This window comes from Stenotrophomonas sp. STEN063 (genome assembly GCF_056854515.1).
On the sequence record NZ_JBXFWF010000010.1, the window covers coordinates 44,364 to 58,983 of the forward strand.

A 14,620-nucleotide genomic window follows, 5' to 3' on the forward strand; every position below is an offset into this window, starting at 1 on the left:
GGCCGTGTGCATGCCGTGAGTCAGCGCGGTGGCGGGCCCAGTTTCAGCGACAGATCGATGGCTTGCACATGTTTGGTCAGGCCGCCGATGGAAATGCAGTCCACGCCGTCTTCGGCGATGGCGCGCAACGTGCTCATGTCGACGCTGCCGGAGACTTCAAGCGGAATCCGTCCGGCGGTGATGCGCACGGCATCGCGGCGCATCGCCGCGCTGAAGTCGTCGATCAGGATGCGCTCGCAACCGGCGGTTAGTGCCTCCTGCAGCTGCTGCAGGTCTTCCACTTCCACTACCAGGGGCAGTTTGGGTTGTTGCGCGCGTGCGGCGTGCACGGCGGCAGTCAATGAGCCGGCCGCGCGGATGTGGTTCTCTTTCAGCATCACCGTATCGAACAGGCCGATGCGGTGGTTGTCGCCGCCACCGCAGCGCACCGCGTACTTCTGCGCCAGCCGCAGGCCGGGCAGGGTTTTACGGGTGTCGAGGATGCGTGCCTTGGTGCCTGCCACCGCCGCGACGTAGCGCGCGGTGGTGGTGGCGGTGCCAGACAGGGTCTGCAGGAAGTTGAGCGAGGTGCGCTCGGCGCTGACCAGGCTGCGGCTGCGGCCGCTCAGGGTGGCCAGCACCGTGCCGGCGCTGACATGGTCGCCTTCCAGCACCCGCCAGTCGATCCGGACCTGCGGGTCCAGCGCACGATGGGTGGCGTCGAACCAGGGGCGGCCGGCGATCACCGCGTCCTGCTTGCACAGCAGGTAGGCGACGTCGGCGGCATCGGGCAACAGCGCGGCGGTGACGTCGCCGCTGCCGATGTCCTCGGCCAGGGCGCGGGCGACATCGGCGCCAATCTGTTCCTGTGGCGGGGCCAGCGGCGGGTGCGGCAGCATTATTTGGCCGGGAAGTCGGTGATCTGGGCGGTGGCGATGGCTTCATCGGCCAGCAGCACCGGGATGCCGTCATCGACGCGGAAGACCTGCTTGCGGTCGCCGCTGATCAGGGCCTCGCGCAGCGGCTGGGTCTGCGGACTGCCGTCTGCGCGGGTCACGCTGCCGCTGCCGATGGCGCGGTTGAGGGCTTCCAGGCCGGCGCTTTCCAGCAGGAACAGCGGCTGGCGGGTGTCGGGGGAGACAAGCAGGTCGAGCAGTTTGCGGTCCATCAGTTCGTGGTCTTGCGGGGAAGACGGCTAGAATACGTCTTTGCAGCAGGTGACGGCCAATGACCCCCAACCACCCCGCGCCGCTAGTCGGCATCGTGATGGGTTCCCGCTCAGACTGGGAAACCATGCAGCACGCCGCCCAGAAGCTTGATGCTTTGGGCGTTCCGTATGAAGTGAAGGTAGTTTCCGCGCACCGGACCCCGGATGTGCTGTTCAGCTATGCCGAGCAGGCGGGCCCGCGTGGCCTGCGCGCGATCATCGGTGGCGCTGGTGGTGCGGCGCACCTGCCGGGCATGCTGGCTGCCAAGACCGCCGTGCCGGTGCTGGGCGTGCCGGTGCAGTCCAAGGCACTCAATGGCATGGATTCGCTGCTGTCGATCGTGCAGATGCCGGCGGGTATCCCGGTAGCGACCTTTGCCATCGGCAACGCTGGTGCATCAAATGCGGCCCTGTTTGCCGCGGCCATGCTGGCCGCCGAGCAGCCGCAGATCGGTGCTGCGCTGGAGGCTTTCCGCGCACGCCAGACCGAAGATGTGATGGCCGCGGACGATCCGCGCCAATGATCACGGTTGGCATTCTCGGTGGCGGGCAGCTGGCCCGCATGATGGCGCTGGCGGGAGCTCCGCTGGGCCTGCGTTTCGTGGTGTTCGATCCGGCCGCCGATGCGTGCGCGGGGCAGGTGGCGCCGCTGCTGGTGGGCAACTTCGATGACACCGAGGCATTGGCTGAGTTCGCGGCCAAGGTCGACGTGATCACCTTCGATTTCGAAAATGTGCCTGCTGCCAGTGCGCATTGGCTGGCCGAACGCAAGCCGGTGTTCCCGAATCCGGCCGCCCTGGCGGTGGCGCAGGATCGGCTCAGCGAAAAGACCTTGTTCCAGGAACTGGGCATCGCGCTGCCGGCTTTTGCCGATATCCGCAGCCGCGACGAACTGGCCGCCAAGGCTGCCGAGTTCGGCATGCCGTGCATTCTCAAGACGCGGCGGTTGGGCTACGACGGCAAGGGCCAGTTCCGCATCCGTGACGCGGCGGACATCGATGCGGCCTGGCAGACGCTGGGTGCGCAGGTCGACAAGACCGGGCTGATCCTCGAGGGCTTTGTGGCATTCGAGCGGGAAGTCAGCGTGGTGGCCGTGCGCGGACGTGATGGCGAATTCCGTGCGTGGCCGCTGACCGCCAACTGGCATGTGGATGGGGTACTGTCGGCCAGTCTGGCGCCGGCTGCGCTGTCCGCCGAGCAGCAGGCGACCGCGATTGCCTATGCGCGCCGTGTTGCCGAGCGCTTGGACTACGTTGGCGTATTCGCGCTGGAGTTGTTCTGCCGTGGCGATGCGTTGCTGGCCAACGAGATGGCGCCGCGCGTGCACAATTCGGGTCACTGGACCAGCGATGGTGCGGAAACCTCGCAGTTCGAGAACCATATCCGCGCCGTGCTTGGCCTGCCCCTGGGCGATACCCGCATGCTCGGCCACGCCTGCATGCTGAACTGGCTGGGGCAGATGCCCGACGCCAAGGCCGTGCTCGGCGAAGCTGCCGGTCACTGGCACGACTACGGCAAGCAGGCCCGCGAAGGCCGCAAGGTCGGTCACGCCAACCTGCGTGATGACGCGCCGGCAGCGCTGGCGGATGCCTTGCTGCGTGTGGGTGAGGCCTTGGGACGGCAGGAGCAGGTCGCCCCGGTGGTTGAAGTCCTGCGTCGCGGCGGCATGACGGCGAACTAATCTTTGCCGGCGTAAGGTTCTCCAGTCCCAACTGGAGAACCCCGCCATGCTCGACTGGAATGACTACCGCCGTGAGCTGAAGGGTCGTATCGGCGAACTCGGCAAGCTCTCGCCGGATACGCTCAAGGGCTATATCACCCTGAGCGGCGCAGGCGCGCAGACCAACCACCTGGACGGCAAGACCCGCGAATTGATCGCGTTGGCGGTGGCGGTGACCACCCGCTGCGATGGTTGCATCACCACCCATGTCGACGCTGCCCTGAAGCAGGGCGCCAGCCGCGAGGAAATTGCCGAGGCGCTGGGTGTGGCGGTCGCGCTCAATGCCGGCGCGGCACTGGTGTATTCGGCACGGGTGCTGGACGCGGTGGCTGCGCACGAGTGAGGCGGGTTTTGCTTCTGGCTCACTCAGAGAACTTTCAGATCGTCATTCCCGCGCAGGCGGGAATCGCTCTGGCTTCTGTGCTTCTGCAGTAGCCGCGCGCGTTGCTCAAGTGCACAAGTGGTTCCGAGGCTGAAGCCGGATCAGGATCGGGAGCGATTCCCGCCTGCGCGGGAATGACGACGTAGGAGCAAAGCCAAAGCCCTGCATGCTCGCCGTCGCTGGCGCTCAGCGCAGCTGCGCCTCAACGAAATCCCAGTTCACCAGCTTCCAGAACGCCTGCAGAAAGCGCGCGCGATCATTCTGGTAGTCGCTGTAATACGCGTGCTCCCACACATCGCAGACCAGCAATGGCGTGCTGTCGCCGGTCAATGGGGTGTTGGCGTTGCGGGTGCTGACAACGGCCAGCTTGCCGTCCGGGTGCTGCACCAACCAGGTCCAGCCCGAGCCAAACACGCCCAGGGCGGCCCGGTTGAACTCTTCCCGTAGTTTCTGCGCATCGCCGAATTGACGGTTGATGTGCTCGGCCAGCACTCCCTGCGGGTCGCCGCCTGCACGCGGGTGCAGGCATTGCCAGAAGAAGTCGTGGTTCCATGCCTGCGCCGCCGCCTGGAACAGGCTGCCCTGGCTGTTGCGTACGATCTCCTCCAACGGCAGCGCGTCCAGCTCGGTGCCGGCGATGCGCGCATTGACCGTATCCACGTAGCCGCGATGGTGCCTGCCGTGGTGCAGGTCCAGGGTCTCGGCGGAAATGTGCGGCTGCAGCGCGGTACGGGCGTAGGGCAGTTCAGGAAGTTGGACGGGCATCGGAGATTCTTTTCGGGGCAGGGCGCCGGGAGTTGGCCGGCTCGGCTTACAATGGTCAACCACGGGAAAGTCTATCCGACCAGGACGGGCCGTTCTTTCGCAGTAGGGAGAATTCGAATGCCGGTGATGGAACAAATCCAGGCCGAGGTGGAGCAACACCCCCTTGTCCTGTTCATGAAGGGTACGCCGCAGTACCCGATGTGCGGCTTTTCCAGCCGCGCGGTACAGGCGTTGACGGCAGCCGGGGCAATCAATCTGCGCACGGTCAACCTGCTGGAGTTCCCGGAGGTGCGAGCCAATCTGCCGCGCTATTCGAACCTGGCGACCTTTCCGCAGTTCTTCATGCACGGCGAGTTGATTGGCGGCTGCGACATCATTCTGGAGCTGCTGGAGTCCGGCGAGCTCAAGCGCATCGTTGCCGAGGCCGGGCAAGCGTGAGCGCCCAGCCCCGGGGGGACGTGGGCGCCGACTTGGCTGGTCGGGTAATTCTGATAGCGGGTGCTGCGGGCGGTCTGGGCGCAGCGGCGACCCGGGCCTGCACGGAGGCCGGCGCGACGGTGGTGATGCTGGGCCGCAAGGTCGCCAAGCTCAATCGTGTCTACGACAGCGCCGCACAACTCGGCCCCGAGCCGATGCTGTACCCGCTGGATCTGGAGGGGGCCAGTCCCGATGACTACGCGGCCCTGGCCGAACGGCTGGAGTCCGAGCTCGGTCGGCTGGACGGCGTTCTTCATTGCGCGGCCGATTTCGCCGGGCTGACCCCGTTTGCTTCCGGCGATCCGGCAGCCTTCGCACGGGCGATCCACGTCAACCTGACTGCCCGTGCCTGGTTGACCCAGGCCTGCCTGCCCTTGCTGCGGCAGCGCGAGGACGCGGCGGTGGTGTTCGCGCTGGATGATCCGCGACGGGTGGGGCAGGCCTATTGGGGCGGTTACGGGGTAGCCCAGTACGGGCTGCGCGGGCTGATCGAGAGCCTGCACCATGAGCTGCGCAACGGTCCGGTCCGGGTCTGTGGCATGCAGCCGGGGCCGATGCGTACCGGGCTGCGGGCGCGTGCGTTCACCCATGAAGAAGACGCGGCGCCGGTGGATCCCGCCAACTATGCCGCCGCCAGCGTGCAGCTGCTTGCGGCCAGCGGCGCGCAGTGGCGTGGAAAGGTGTTGGACCTGGCCCCGTGACGATCCTTTCAGCGGCCTTGCTGCTGTTTCTGATCCTGGACCCGCTGGGCAACATCCCGGTATTCCTCAGCCTGCTCAAGCCGTTGACGCCCCGGCGTCAGCGGGTGGTGCTGGTTCGCGAGCTGCTGATCGCGCTGGCCGTGCTGATGGCCTTTCTATGGGGCGGCAAATACGCGCTGGAGCTGATGCACCTGCGCCAGGAGTCGGTGGCCATCGCTGGCGGCATCGTGCTGTTCCTGATCGGCATCCGCATGATCTTCCCGCGCCCGGAGGGTCTGATGGGGGCGGTACCGGACGGTGAGCCATTCATCGTGCCAATGGCGATCCCGCTGGTCGCCGGGCCCTCGGGCATGGCGGCGGTGATGCTGATGGGTAGCAACGAGCCGGCGCGCCTGGGTGATTGGAGCCTGGCCTTGCTGCTGGCCTGGGGTGGGACGGCGGCGATCTTGATGTCCGCAACCCTGCTGTACAAGCTGCTGGGTGCCCGCGCGCTGACCGCGCTGGAGCGCCTGATGGGCATGTTGTTGGTCGCAATTTCGGTACAGATGCTGCTGGATGGTCTGGGGACCTATCTGGCGTCAATCCGCTAACTACTTGATCCGCCGTAGGGGGAACTGCTGCAGCGCAATACCGCTGTCTTCTTGCAGTCATAAATTGTCATTACCGTGTTAACCTTATCTTAACCGTTGCGGCTGAAACCGCCTCGGAAGGGACCCCCAAGATTCAAGACGATCAGGCGCTCGGTTGATCCCGGGGCTGATGGATCGCGTTTTTTCTCAATCGCCAACTCGTTTCGAGGCTACCCACCTATGAATCACCCGCGTATCAAGATGTCCAAGCTTGCACTTGGTCTTGTCGTCGCTCTTGCGGCTGCACCGGCTTTCGCACAGAGCACCTCTGCCGGCGTCGGCGGTCAGGTCACCAACGTCGGCGGCCAGCCGGTTGCTGGCGCTGAAGTCACGATCACCCACACCGAGTCGGGCACGGTCAGCCGCGCAGTCACCGATGATTCGGGTCGTTACTCCGCGCGCGGCCTGCGCGTTGGTGGCCCGTACACGATCACCATCACCAAGCCGGGCGAAGGCACCAAGACCGAAGAGGGTGTTTACCTCAACCTGAACCAGGTCGGCGCGATCAACGCCCAGCTCGGCGGCGACGTCACCACGATGGCTGGCGTTGCAGTCACCGCTTCGCGTCTGATGGACACCTTCAACCCGGACAACAAGGGTGTGGGCACCTCGATCAGCGGCCGCCAGCTGGACCTGACCCCGAAGGGCAACCGTTCGCTGGATGACGTGGCGCGCCTTGATCCGCGCATCACGGTAACCGACCAGGGCACCGGCGCCATCTCGGTTGCAGGCGTCAACAACCGTTACAACAACATCTCGGTCGATGGCCTGTCCCAGGGCGACCCGTTCGGCCTGAACGCCAACGGCATGCCGTATGCGGGTTCGCCGATTTCGGTCGACACCATTGCAGCCTACGACCTGAAGGTGTCCGACTATGACGTCGGTTCCGACACCGTTGGCGCAACCGTCAATGCAGTGACCAAGTCCGGTACCAATGAGTTCCACGGCTCGGTGTACTACGCGTACAAGAATGCCGACGACATGGTCGGTTCGCGCAATGGCCAGAACTACGGCGGCTTTGACAAGGATGCCACCAAGGGTGTGACCCTGGGCGGCCCGATCGTCAAGGACAAGCTGTTCTTCTTCGCCTCGTACGAAGAGCAGGAAGTGACCAACTTCGGTGGTTCGTCCAATGCGGATGGCTACGAGAACGGTGTGGTCTCGATGGACGAGATCAACCAGGTCATCGACATCGCCAAGAACAAGTACGGCTTCGACGCTGGTACCTATGGCGCTTTCGGCGTCAACCTGGACAGCAAGCGCTACCTGGCAAAGATCGACTGGAACATCAATGACAGTCACCGCCTGAGCTTGACCCACCAGCGTACCGAAGAGTTCCTGCCGCAGCCTTACGATGCCAACAGCAACTCGGTGATCCTGAGCAGCCGCTGGTACAACAAGGACAACCTGACCAAGAACACCTCGTTGCAGCTGTTCAGCGACTGGAGCCCGAACTTCTCCACCGAGGCCAAGGTCAGCTACCAGACCTTCGATCAGATCAACGGCAACCCGCTGAATCTGCCGACGATCAACATCACCACGGCCAACAACACCACCCTGGGCAACGGTATCCGTCTGGGTGAGGATCGCAACCGTCACGAGAACCAGATCAACACCGAGAAGCTCACCGCGACGGTGTTTGCCAACTGGTACTTGAACGACCACACGCTGAAGTTCGGTGTGGACTACATGCGCAACGACGTGTTCAACCTGTATGGTCGCGACCTGCACGGTGTGTACACCTTCGCCAGCATTGCCGACTTCGAAGCTGGTCAGTACGACTCGTACAACGTCCGTCAGCCGATTGGCCAGTACGGCGTCAACGACACCGCTGCCGCGATGGTCTATACGCAGGTCAGCCCGTTCGTCCAGGACACCTGGGTGGTCAATGACAACCTGTCGCTGACCTACGGCGTGCGCGTCAATATCCCGAAGGCCAACAAGGCTCCGCCGACCACGCCTGGCTTTGAAGAAGCATTCGGTTATCGCAATGACTACCGCCTGGGCGCCAGCAACAAGGTCGTCCTGCCGCGCGCTGCGTTCAACTACACCTTCGATACCGAGCGCTACTCGCAGTTGCGTGGTGGCATCGGCCTGTTCCAGAGCGTGCCGCCGTTCGTGTGGCTGGCCAACCCGTACCAGAACAACGGCGTGACCGCTGCTTCGTTCACTTCGTACGATCCGAGCCAGTATCCGTTCAGCCCGGACTCCAACAACCAGCCGTTCCCGCCGAACATGACCGCCGATGGCGTGGCCAAGCAGGTCGATACCATCGATCCTGACTTCAAGCTGCCGACCGTTTGGAAGGTAAGCCTGGGTTATGACGCGGAACTGCCGTGGATGGGCCTGATCGGCTCGGTGGAGGCACAGCACATCAAGAACAAGGATGGCGTGTTCTACCAGGCGATCAACATCGGTGAAGTGCAGGGTCAGCTGGCTGACGGCCGTGACTACTACTACTGCAAGCTTGGTTCGATCAGCAGCTCCAACAAGAACTGCGGCCGCAATACCGCTTTCGAATACAACTCCACCAAGCTGGGCAACACCGACAAGGGTTCTTCGACGGCGGTGACGTTCTCGTTGAACAAGCCGCTGGCCAATGGCTGGTACGGCAACCTGAGCTACACCTACACGAAGGCGACCGAAGTAGGTTCGGACAACTCGTCGCAGGCGTGGTCGGGCTACCAGTTCGTATCGCGTCTGAATCCGAACGAAGAAATCGCTTCGACCGCCAGCCGTGAAGTGCGCAACTCGATCAAGGCCTCGTTCGGTTGGGAACACGCGTTCTTCGGTGACTACAAGACCAGCTTCACCGCCTTCTACAATGGTCGTGACGGCCTGCCGTATACCTGGATCATCGATGGCGATCCGAACGGCGACCGCATCTTCCAGGATCCGGCGTACATCCCGTTGGTCAACGATCCGAACGTGAGCTACGGCAATGCAACCGCCGAGCAGATTGCAGCGTTCCATGCTTTCATCGACGCCAACCCGTACCTGTCTTCGCACCGTGGCCAGATCGCCAAGCGCAATGGCGCCCGCTACCCGTGGGTGAACCAGTTCGACGTGAGCCTGCAGCAGGAGCTGCCGGGCTTCTTCAAGGAACACAAGTCGATCATTCGCTTGGACATCTTCAATTTCCTGAACATGCTCAACAAGGATTGGGGCGTGACGGAGCAGCAGTCGCAGGGCTATGACGCCCGCTACCTGGCTGGCTTGTCCGGTATGAAGGCGGATGGTACCTACGTGTACAACATCGGCAGCCAGTACCCGGAGAAGCTGACCACGTATGACTCCAACAGCGGCTACCCGCATCGTGTCGTTTCGCGCTGGTCGGCCCTGCTGACCCTGCGTTACGAATTCTGATCGGTCAGGCTGAAATGAAGTAACAGGTGAACGGCCGGGGCAACCCGGCCGTTTTCTTTTTATTGGGGGTAGCGCTAAAGTCGATCGCCAATGAATGGAGATGAAGTGGAAATGACCAAGAACGAAGGGGCAGCGAGGGCGCTGCCGGTGCAGGACGCACGGATTTATCCGCGTGGTGGGTTGGATGTACTGTCACGGGCCGAGGTTGCGCGACTGCGTGATGCCTCTGGCGGTGGCATGCATGAACTGCTGCGTCGCTGTGCATTGGCGGTGCTGACCAGTGGTAGTGCTTCGGATGACCCGCGCGCTGCGCGCGACCTGTATCCGGATTTCGATGTGCAGGTGACCCAGCAGGACCGCGGTGTCCGCATCGACCTGAGCAATGCGCCGGCGGTGGCCTTCGTTGATGGCGAGATCATCCGCGGTATCGCCGAGCTGCTGTTCTCGGTGGTACGCGACCTTGCCTATATGGCCATCGAACTGGGGCCGGAGTACGCCTCGGACCTGGAGACCTCCGACGGCATCACCAATGCGGTGTTCGGCGTGCTGCGCAATGCGCGCATCCTGCAGCCCAGCGACCCGAACCTGGTCGTGTGCTGGGGCGGTCACTCGATCTCGCGTGACGAATATCTCTACACCAAGCAGGTTGGGTATGAGCTGGGCCTGCGCGGCCTGGACATCTGCACCGGCTGCGGCCCAGGTGCGATGAAGGGACCGATGAAGGGCGCCACCATTGCCCATGCCAAGCAACGCAAGACCAATACCCGCTACATCGGCATCACCGAGCCGGGCATCATCGCTGCCGAGTCACCGAACCCCATCGTCAACCATCTGGTGATCATGCCGGACATCGAGAAGCGCCTGGAGGCGTTTGTCCGTCTCGGCCACGGCATCATCGTGTTCCCGGGCGGCGTTGGTACCGCCGAAGAGATCCTGTACCTGCTCGGTATCCTGCTGAGCGAGGAGAACAAGGATCTGCCGTTCCCGCTGATTCTCAGCGGCCCGGCCATTGCCGCGCCGTACTTCCAGCAGATCGACCGTTTCATCCGCCTGACCCTGGGTGACAAGGCGGCCGAGCGTTACGAGATCATCGTGGGTGACCCGGTCGGCGTGGCCCGCAAGATGTCGCAAGGCATCAAGCGGGTGCGTGAGTTCCGCCTGGCGCAGCGCGATTCGTTCTTCTACAACTGGCAGGTGGAGATCCCGCTGCCCTACCAGCAGCCGTTCGTCCCCACGCATGAAGCGATGGCTGGCCTGGACCTGCACAAGGGGCGCCCGGCGCCGGATCTTGCCGCCGACCTGCGCCGCGCGTTCTCCGGCATCGTCGCCGGCAACGTCAAGGAAGAGAGCATGGCCCGGATCGAGGAGTTCGGTCCGTTCAAGATCCACGGCGATACCGAGATGATGCAGGCCCTGGACGAGCTGCTGCGCGCGTTTGTCGAGCAGCGCCGGATGAAGATCTCCGGTGAGTACCGGCCGTGTTATCAGGTGGTTGCTTGAGTCAGCGCTGTTGATGGCAGGAGCCCTCTGCGCGCAATGTGCAGGGGGTTGTTGCCGGAGGTGGGCAGGGGCGAGCCAGTGGTGCTGATCCTGCTTGATGGATGCTTGTCCTGATGCGCAAGGCTGATGCCTGAGTTGCCTTGATGATGTGCTGTCTGGTGTTCGCTCAGGCGGGGAGAGTGACGGTCGCAATGTGGCGCCCATTCTCGATGCGAGTAGTCACTTCGCCTTCGCCATTGGTCATGGCGTGAATGCGGGCCTTCGTCGATTCCAGCCCGACCTTATGTCCATTTCGCAGTGGAAGGGTCGGTGTTGCGGGTAGGTCGTTCTCGATCGTGACCATGATCTGTTGTTTGCCTTGTGCCACCGTGACGCGGATAACGCCGCCGTCTGCGGATGGCTCGATGCCATGGTGGATGGCGTTCTCGATCAGCGGCTGGATGGAAAGCGCCGGCACCAGCAACGGCGGAAGCGGTGTGGGCAGCTGCCAGTGGATGCGCATGCGATCCCCGAAACGAAGGGCTTCGATCTCCGCATAGCGTCTACATAGTGCTATTTCCTCGGCGAGCGGGATCTCCTGTGGCCCGGCCAGTGCTGCACGGAACAGGTCCGCGAGGTCCAGCAGCAGGCGCTCGGCATCTTCCGGGCGCTGATGGACCAGTGCGGCGCCAGTGTTGAGCGTGTTGAATAGAAAATGCGGGCGGATGCGGGCCTGCAACGCCTCCAGCTCTGCCTGTGTAGTGCGCACCGCCAGTTGGCGGGCGCGCCAGTGGTTCTGGAAGGCAGCCAGTCCAAGCAGGCCGAAAATGACGATGATCCCGGTGAAGCGCAGCAGCGAGGGCAGCCAGTTCTCGGAAGAAATGGGCAGCAGGCCTTTCAGTGCCCACCAGCTCGCGGTGCAAACCAGAAGGTTGCAGGCGATCAGGACCAGTAGCGTGATATTGGCGATCCAGGTGGCTGGCAGCCGGGAAAGGGGGGAGCGCAGCAGATAGAGCGCTCCCAGGGCCGACAACGATATCCACTGCACCATCAGTGACAGGGCGCCGAACAGCACCCAGCGGCTGCCGTTATGTTCCGGTGCCAGTGCCAGGATGATGGCGAGGCCTTCCCCGGCAAGAATCGTCCAGATGATTGCCGGAGCCTTCCACAATGTGTCCAGCGGCGTGAGGGTGGGTCGTTCTGGCATGGGAGGAGGGCGGTTTGCCATTGGTCATGAGCGGTATGCCGTCCATCGGTCAGTTGGTGACTGGCGGGCGGGGCTGGCTTAGCGTGTCAGCTTAGTCAATCTGGGGAGCTTGCGCATGATCGGGAACTTGCCGACAGGTGGCGTGAGGGCGCTTGGGAAGCGCTTTGGCAAAGGCTTTACGGTGGTCGAACTGATGGTCACGGTGGCAGTGGCGGGAATCATTGCTGCGATCGCCGCACCCAGTTTCGGCAAGATGATCAGCCACAATCGGCTGGTGTCCAGTAGCAACGAAATGATCGCCGCACTGCAGGTTGCCCGGACCGAGGCGATCACGCGGCGGGCGCAGACGACCTTTTGCCCTAGCACGGATGGCGCCACCTGTTCGGGCGGGGCGGGCAGTCAATGGATCGTGTTTTCGTCCAGGGATGGCGTCGACACGCAGCTGCGTTCGGTCGCAGCGAATCCCAAGATGATCGTGAAGACCAGTGCCAACGTAACCGGCGGCAATGGACGTATTACGTTTACACCGGCGGGTTTTGTCCAGGTGGGCGCGAAAAGCAGTGGCACCATCTCGGTGTGTGCGGCGGATCTGTCCGGCGAAAACGCGGTGGACATTTCCGCTGCGGTGGTGCGTATCACCAGTGCCAAGCGCGAGGCCGGGGCAGGGTGCTCCGCGCCGGGAGACATATGATGAGTGCTAGTCGACGTTTGAATGCCAGCCCGCGCAAGCAGCGTGGTATCGGCATGATCGAAGTGATGGTTGCTGTGCTGGTGCTGGCGATCGGGGTATTGGGCATCGCCGCTCTGCAGGCCATTACCTTGAAGAACACCGGTAGTTCTGCCAGTCGGACCCAGGCGGCTGTACAGGTGTATTCGATGATGGACATCATCCGTGCAGATCGCGCCAACATTGCCAACTACAACACCAATACCTTCGTTGAAGGTGATGGCTCCGGCGCCCCTGGCAGCATGGATGCCTGGTTGAGTGGTTTGAAGGAGGCTGTTGCACCTGATGCGATGGGCAGGGTGGTATGCATTGCAAACGATATGACCTGCACGGTCAGTGTTCAGTGGAACGACACGCGGGCCACCGGTGGCATCGCAACGGAGCAGGTCGAGGTGGCCAGTCAGCTATGAACGCCAATATGGGAGCCCGTCAGCGGGGCTTTACGCTGATCGAATTGATGGTGGCCTTGTTGTTGGGCTTGCTGGTGGTGGCTGCTGCTGGCAGCATTTTCATGTCCAATCGGCGCGTGTATGGATCCAGTGAGGCCGTGGGCCGCATCCAGGAGAACCAGCGCGCAGCGTTCGAGATGATTGCGCGAGATATTCGCGAAGCTGGGATGAATCCCTGTTCCCGGTTCAACGCTGCCAACCCGATCACGGTGCAGATTGCGGCGCCCGATGCGCAGTTCTGGAGTCGGTTCCAAAATGGTGTGTTCGGTGGTACCGACGGTGGGCGCGACTTTGTTGCGCTGTATCTCGCCAATGGCCCGCAATACCGGGTTGCAGACCACTCGCGGCCGAACAGCCCGCTGACCTTGAATACAGTGGACAAGCTGGCGGCGGGCGAGCAGCTGATCGCCTGCAATAGTGACCATGCCATCGCGTTTGTTGCGACCGGTATTTCCGGGGGGGCAGTGGAGCATGCCACTGGTACCAATTGCGGAGCGGGGCTTACGCCGGCACCAGAAGCCAGCAAGTGCACCGAAGCAGAATCCGGTCCCGGTTATTGCTTCAATGTTCCGGGGGTGCCGACTGCAGCGGATTCGCTTGCTTGCCCACGAGGTATAGGTCGTTCACCAGCCTTCGTTGTGGCGCCCTACGAGGCGCGCTGGACTGTCGAGGACAATGGCCGCGGCGGTACATCGCTGTATCGCGCTGCGCAGAATGCCCGCAGCGAGATTGCCGAAGGCATTACCGGCATGACGGTGCTTTACAAGGTTGGGGATGCCGTTGGATATGTGGACGCTGCAACCGTGACTGGCGGCAACAACTGGTCGCTGGTGACGGCGATTCACCTTGCGATGACCTTCCAGGCGCAGCGCGGTGCGATGACCGAGAGTGACGTAAAGGGCGAGGATGGTGCGGTGCTGCAGCGGACCATGCAGGACTTCATCGTGCTGCGTAACCACCAGGACGACATCCTATGAATAAGAGATACCCCTGTTCGATACCTCAGCGGCAAACCGGCGCTGCGCTGATCGTGGTGTTGATGTTGCTGATTGTGATTACCCTGCTGGGCTTGGCCTCAATGCGTGGGGCGATCATGCAGGAGCGCATGGCGGCCAATACGATCTCGCGCGGGTTGGCATTCCAGGCCGCTGAGGCCGGTTTGCGCCAGGCTGAGATCGTGGTGCGTGATGCGGCCACGATCAGCTTCCCTGCGTCCGGTTGTTCAAAGGGGCGTTGCGCGATGCCGGACCCAAATGCGGAGCCCGCTTGGGCTGCGAAGGATTTCTGGGCTGATGGTGGTGGCCAGTACCAGGACGGCACGGCAGTCAAGAGCGGGGATGGCGTCTCCCTTTCGCCGCGCTTCGTGATCGAGGATTTTGGTACCTCGGTCAATGGTGGCGGCGCTTCGGATTGCATTGATCTGTCCAAGGCTTGCATCAGCACCACGGAGCAGAGTGTTTACCGGATCACCGCACGTGCCACCACGCCCGCGGGCGCGGAGGTCATTGTTCAATCGTTGTATCGCCGCTGAC

16 protein-coding genes are annotated in these 14,620 nt (G+C 63.0%); 12 read left to right on the plus strand and 4 right to left on the minus strand.

What is annotated here, in order from left to right; all coding sequences use genetic code 11:
* Positions 1 to 20 precede the first annotated feature (20 nt).
* Both nadC and AC1VWL_RS04545 read right to left on the minus strand, forming a co-directional pair.
* The gene (gene nadC / locus AC1VWL_RS04540) at positions 21 to 878 is read right to left on the minus strand and encodes a carboxylating nicotinate-nucleotide diphosphorylase (RefSeq protein WP_482985911.1); all 858 of its coding nucleotides are present in this window, start codon (positions 876 to 878) and stop codon (positions 21 to 23) included.
* On the minus strand, positions 878 to 1,147 hold the full coding sequence (locus tag AC1VWL_RS04545; RefSeq protein ID WP_296253935.1) for a Trm112 family protein: 270 nt from the start codon (positions 1,145 to 1,147) through the stop codon (positions 878 to 880). Before AC1VWL_RS04545 ends, nadC begins: the two co-directional genes overlap by 1 nt.
* Positions 1,148 to 1,206: 59 nt before the next feature.
* Here AC1VWL_RS04545 and purE point away from each other — a divergent pair, with 59 nt between their 5' ends.
* Genes purE through AC1VWL_RS04560 form a run of 3 tightly spaced genes read left to right on the plus strand, consistent with a single transcriptional unit; the run spans position 1,207 to position 3,249 of the window.
* Entirely contained in the window at positions 1,207 to 1,710 is a 504-nt protein-coding gene (gene purE, locus AC1VWL_RS04550) for a 5-(carboxyamino)imidazole ribonucleotide mutase (protein WP_057629361.1), read from the plus strand.
* Positions 1,707 to 2,867: a 5-(carboxyamino)imidazole ribonucleotide synthase gene (locus AC1VWL_RS04555; protein ID WP_482985912.1), complete on the plus strand. Its 1,161-nt coding sequence runs from the start codon at positions 1,707 to 1,709 to the stop codon at positions 2,865 to 2,867. Before purE ends, AC1VWL_RS04555 begins: the two co-directional genes overlap by 4 nt.
* A gap of 46 nt (positions 2,868 to 2,913) precedes the next feature.
* A complete protein-coding gene (locus tag AC1VWL_RS04560; RefSeq protein WP_282267792.1) occupies positions 2,914 to 3,249 on the plus strand; it encodes a carboxymuconolactone decarboxylase family protein in 336 nt (111 codons plus the stop codon).
* Between the two features lie 225 nt (positions 3,250 to 3,474).
* On the opposite strand, the gene AC1VWL_RS04565 is transcribed toward AC1VWL_RS04560, so the two are convergent.
* Entirely contained in the window at positions 3,475 to 4,053 is a 579-nt protein-coding gene (locus AC1VWL_RS04565) for a superoxide dismutase (protein WP_296251975.1), read from the minus strand.
* Between the two features lie 117 nt (positions 4,054 to 4,170).
* On the opposite strand from AC1VWL_RS04565, the gene grxD reads away from it, so the two are divergent.
* The 5 genes from grxD (at position 4,171) to ppnN (ending at position 10,726) form a co-directional block, all read left to right on the plus strand.
* On the plus strand, positions 4,171 to 4,491 hold the full coding sequence (gene grxD, locus AC1VWL_RS04570) for a Grx4 family monothiol glutaredoxin (RefSeq protein ID WP_282267786.1): 321 nt from the start codon (positions 4,171 to 4,173) through the stop codon (positions 4,489 to 4,491).
* The gene (locus AC1VWL_RS04575; protein ID WP_482985913.1) at positions 4,488 to 5,231 is read left to right on the plus strand and encodes an SDR family NAD(P)-dependent oxidoreductase; all 744 of its coding nucleotides are present in this window, start codon (positions 4,488 to 4,490) and stop codon (positions 5,229 to 5,231) included. The genes grxD and AC1VWL_RS04575 overlap by 4 nt, the downstream gene beginning before the upstream one ends.
* Positions 5,228 to 5,821 carry a YhgN family NAAT transporter gene (locus AC1VWL_RS04580; RefSeq protein WP_296251980.1) on the plus strand — a complete coding sequence of 198 codons (594 nt, stop codon included), beginning with the start codon at positions 5,228 to 5,230 and terminating at the stop codon, positions 5,819 to 5,821. The genes AC1VWL_RS04575 and AC1VWL_RS04580 overlap by 4 nt, the downstream gene beginning before the upstream one ends.
* A 219-nt stretch (positions 5,822 to 6,040) precedes the next feature.
* On the plus strand, positions 6,041 to 9,226 hold the full coding sequence (locus tag AC1VWL_RS04585) for a TonB-dependent receptor (protein WP_481534025.1): 3,186 nt from the start codon (positions 6,041 to 6,043) through the stop codon (positions 9,224 to 9,226).
* 111 nt (positions 9,227 to 9,337) lie between these two features.
* Positions 9,338 to 10,726: a nucleotide 5'-monophosphate nucleosidase PpnN gene (gene ppnN, locus AC1VWL_RS04590; protein WP_282267774.1), complete on the plus strand. Its 1,389-nt coding sequence runs from the start codon at positions 9,338 to 9,340 to the stop codon at positions 10,724 to 10,726.
* A 166-nt stretch (positions 10,727 to 10,892) separates the two neighbouring features.
* Here the strand turns inward: ppnN and AC1VWL_RS04595 are convergent, their stop codons facing one another.
* Entirely contained in the window at positions 10,893 to 11,912 is a 1,020-nt protein-coding gene (locus AC1VWL_RS04595; RefSeq protein WP_481534026.1) for a sensor histidine kinase, read from the minus strand.
* 115 nt (positions 11,913 to 12,027) lie between these two features.
* Here AC1VWL_RS04595 and AC1VWL_RS04600 point away from each other — a divergent pair, with 115 nt between their 5' ends.
* From AC1VWL_RS04600 to AC1VWL_RS04615, 4 genes are read left to right on the plus strand one after another with little or no spacing between them, the layout of a single operon-like run.
* On the plus strand, positions 12,028 to 12,603 hold the full coding sequence (locus AC1VWL_RS04600; protein WP_482985914.1) for a GspH/FimT family pseudopilin: 576 nt from the start codon (positions 12,028 to 12,030) through the stop codon (positions 12,601 to 12,603).
* Positions 12,603 to 13,049 (plus strand): type IV pilus modification protein PilV, encoded by a 447-nt coding sequence (gene pilV, locus AC1VWL_RS04605; RefSeq protein ID WP_481534028.1) that lies wholly within the window; start codon positions 12,603 to 12,605, stop codon positions 13,047 to 13,049. The genes AC1VWL_RS04600 and pilV overlap by 1 nt, the downstream gene beginning before the upstream one ends.
* Positions 13,046 to 14,065 (plus strand): prepilin-type N-terminal cleavage/methylation domain-containing protein, encoded by a 1,020-nt coding sequence (locus AC1VWL_RS04610; RefSeq protein WP_482985915.1) that lies wholly within the window; start codon positions 13,046 to 13,048, stop codon positions 14,063 to 14,065. The genes pilV and AC1VWL_RS04610 overlap by 4 nt, the downstream gene beginning before the upstream one ends.
* A complete protein-coding gene (locus AC1VWL_RS04615) occupies positions 14,062 to 14,619 on the plus strand; it encodes a pilus assembly PilX family protein (protein WP_482985916.1) in 558 nt (185 codons plus the stop codon). The genes AC1VWL_RS04610 and AC1VWL_RS04615 overlap by 4 nt, the downstream gene beginning before the upstream one ends.
* The last annotated feature ends 1 nt before the right edge of the window (position 14,620 follow it).

Bases quoted from the DNA above. Each gene is read 5' to 3' on its own strand.
- AC1VWL_RS04585 (WP_481534025.1), top strand. From the start codon at position 6,041: ATGAATCACCCGCGTATCAAGATGTCCAAGCTTGCACTTGGTCTTGTC.
- AC1VWL_RS04615 (WP_482985916.1), top strand. From the start codon at position 14,062: ATGAATAAGAGATACCCCTGTTCGATACCTCAGCGGCAAACCGGCGCT.
- ppnN (WP_282267774.1), top strand. From the start codon at position 9,338: ATGACCAAGAACGAAGGGGCAGCGAGGGCGCTGCCGGTGCAGGACGCA.
- nadC (WP_482985911.1), bottom strand. From the start codon at position 878: ATGCTGCCGCACCCGCCGCTGGCCCCGCCACAGGAACAGATTGGCGCC.
- AC1VWL_RS04610 (WP_482985915.1), top strand. From the start codon at position 13,046: ATGAACGCCAATATGGGAGCCCGTCAGCGGGGCTTTACGCTGATCGAA.
- AC1VWL_RS04555 (WP_482985912.1), top strand. From the start codon at position 1,707: ATGATCACGGTTGGCATTCTCGGTGGCGGGCAGCTGGCCCGCATGATG.
- AC1VWL_RS04565 (WP_296251975.1), bottom strand. From the start codon at position 4,053: ATGCCCGTCCAACTTCCTGAACTGCCCTACGCCCGTACCGCGCTGCAG.
- AC1VWL_RS04545 (WP_296253935.1), bottom strand. From the start codon at position 1,147: ATGGACCGCAAACTGCTCGACCTGCTTGTCTCCCCCGACACCCGCCAG.
- grxD (WP_282267786.1), top strand. From the start codon at position 4,171: ATGCCGGTGATGGAACAAATCCAGGCCGAGGTGGAGCAACACCCCCTT.
- purE (WP_057629361.1), top strand. From the start codon at position 1,207: ATGACCCCCAACCACCCCGCGCCGCTAGTCGGCATCGTGATGGGTTCC.
- pilV (WP_481534028.1), top strand. From the start codon at position 12,603: ATGAGTGCTAGTCGACGTTTGAATGCCAGCCCGCGCAAGCAGCGTGGT.
- AC1VWL_RS04560 (WP_282267792.1), top strand. From the start codon at position 2,914: ATGCTCGACTGGAATGACTACCGCCGTGAGCTGAAGGGTCGTATCGGC.
- AC1VWL_RS04600 (WP_482985914.1), top strand. From the start codon at position 12,028: ATGATCGGGAACTTGCCGACAGGTGGCGTGAGGGCGCTTGGGAAGCGC.
- AC1VWL_RS04595 (WP_481534026.1), bottom strand. From the start codon at position 11,912: ATGCCAGAACGACCCACCCTCACGCCGCTGGACACATTGTGGAAGGCT.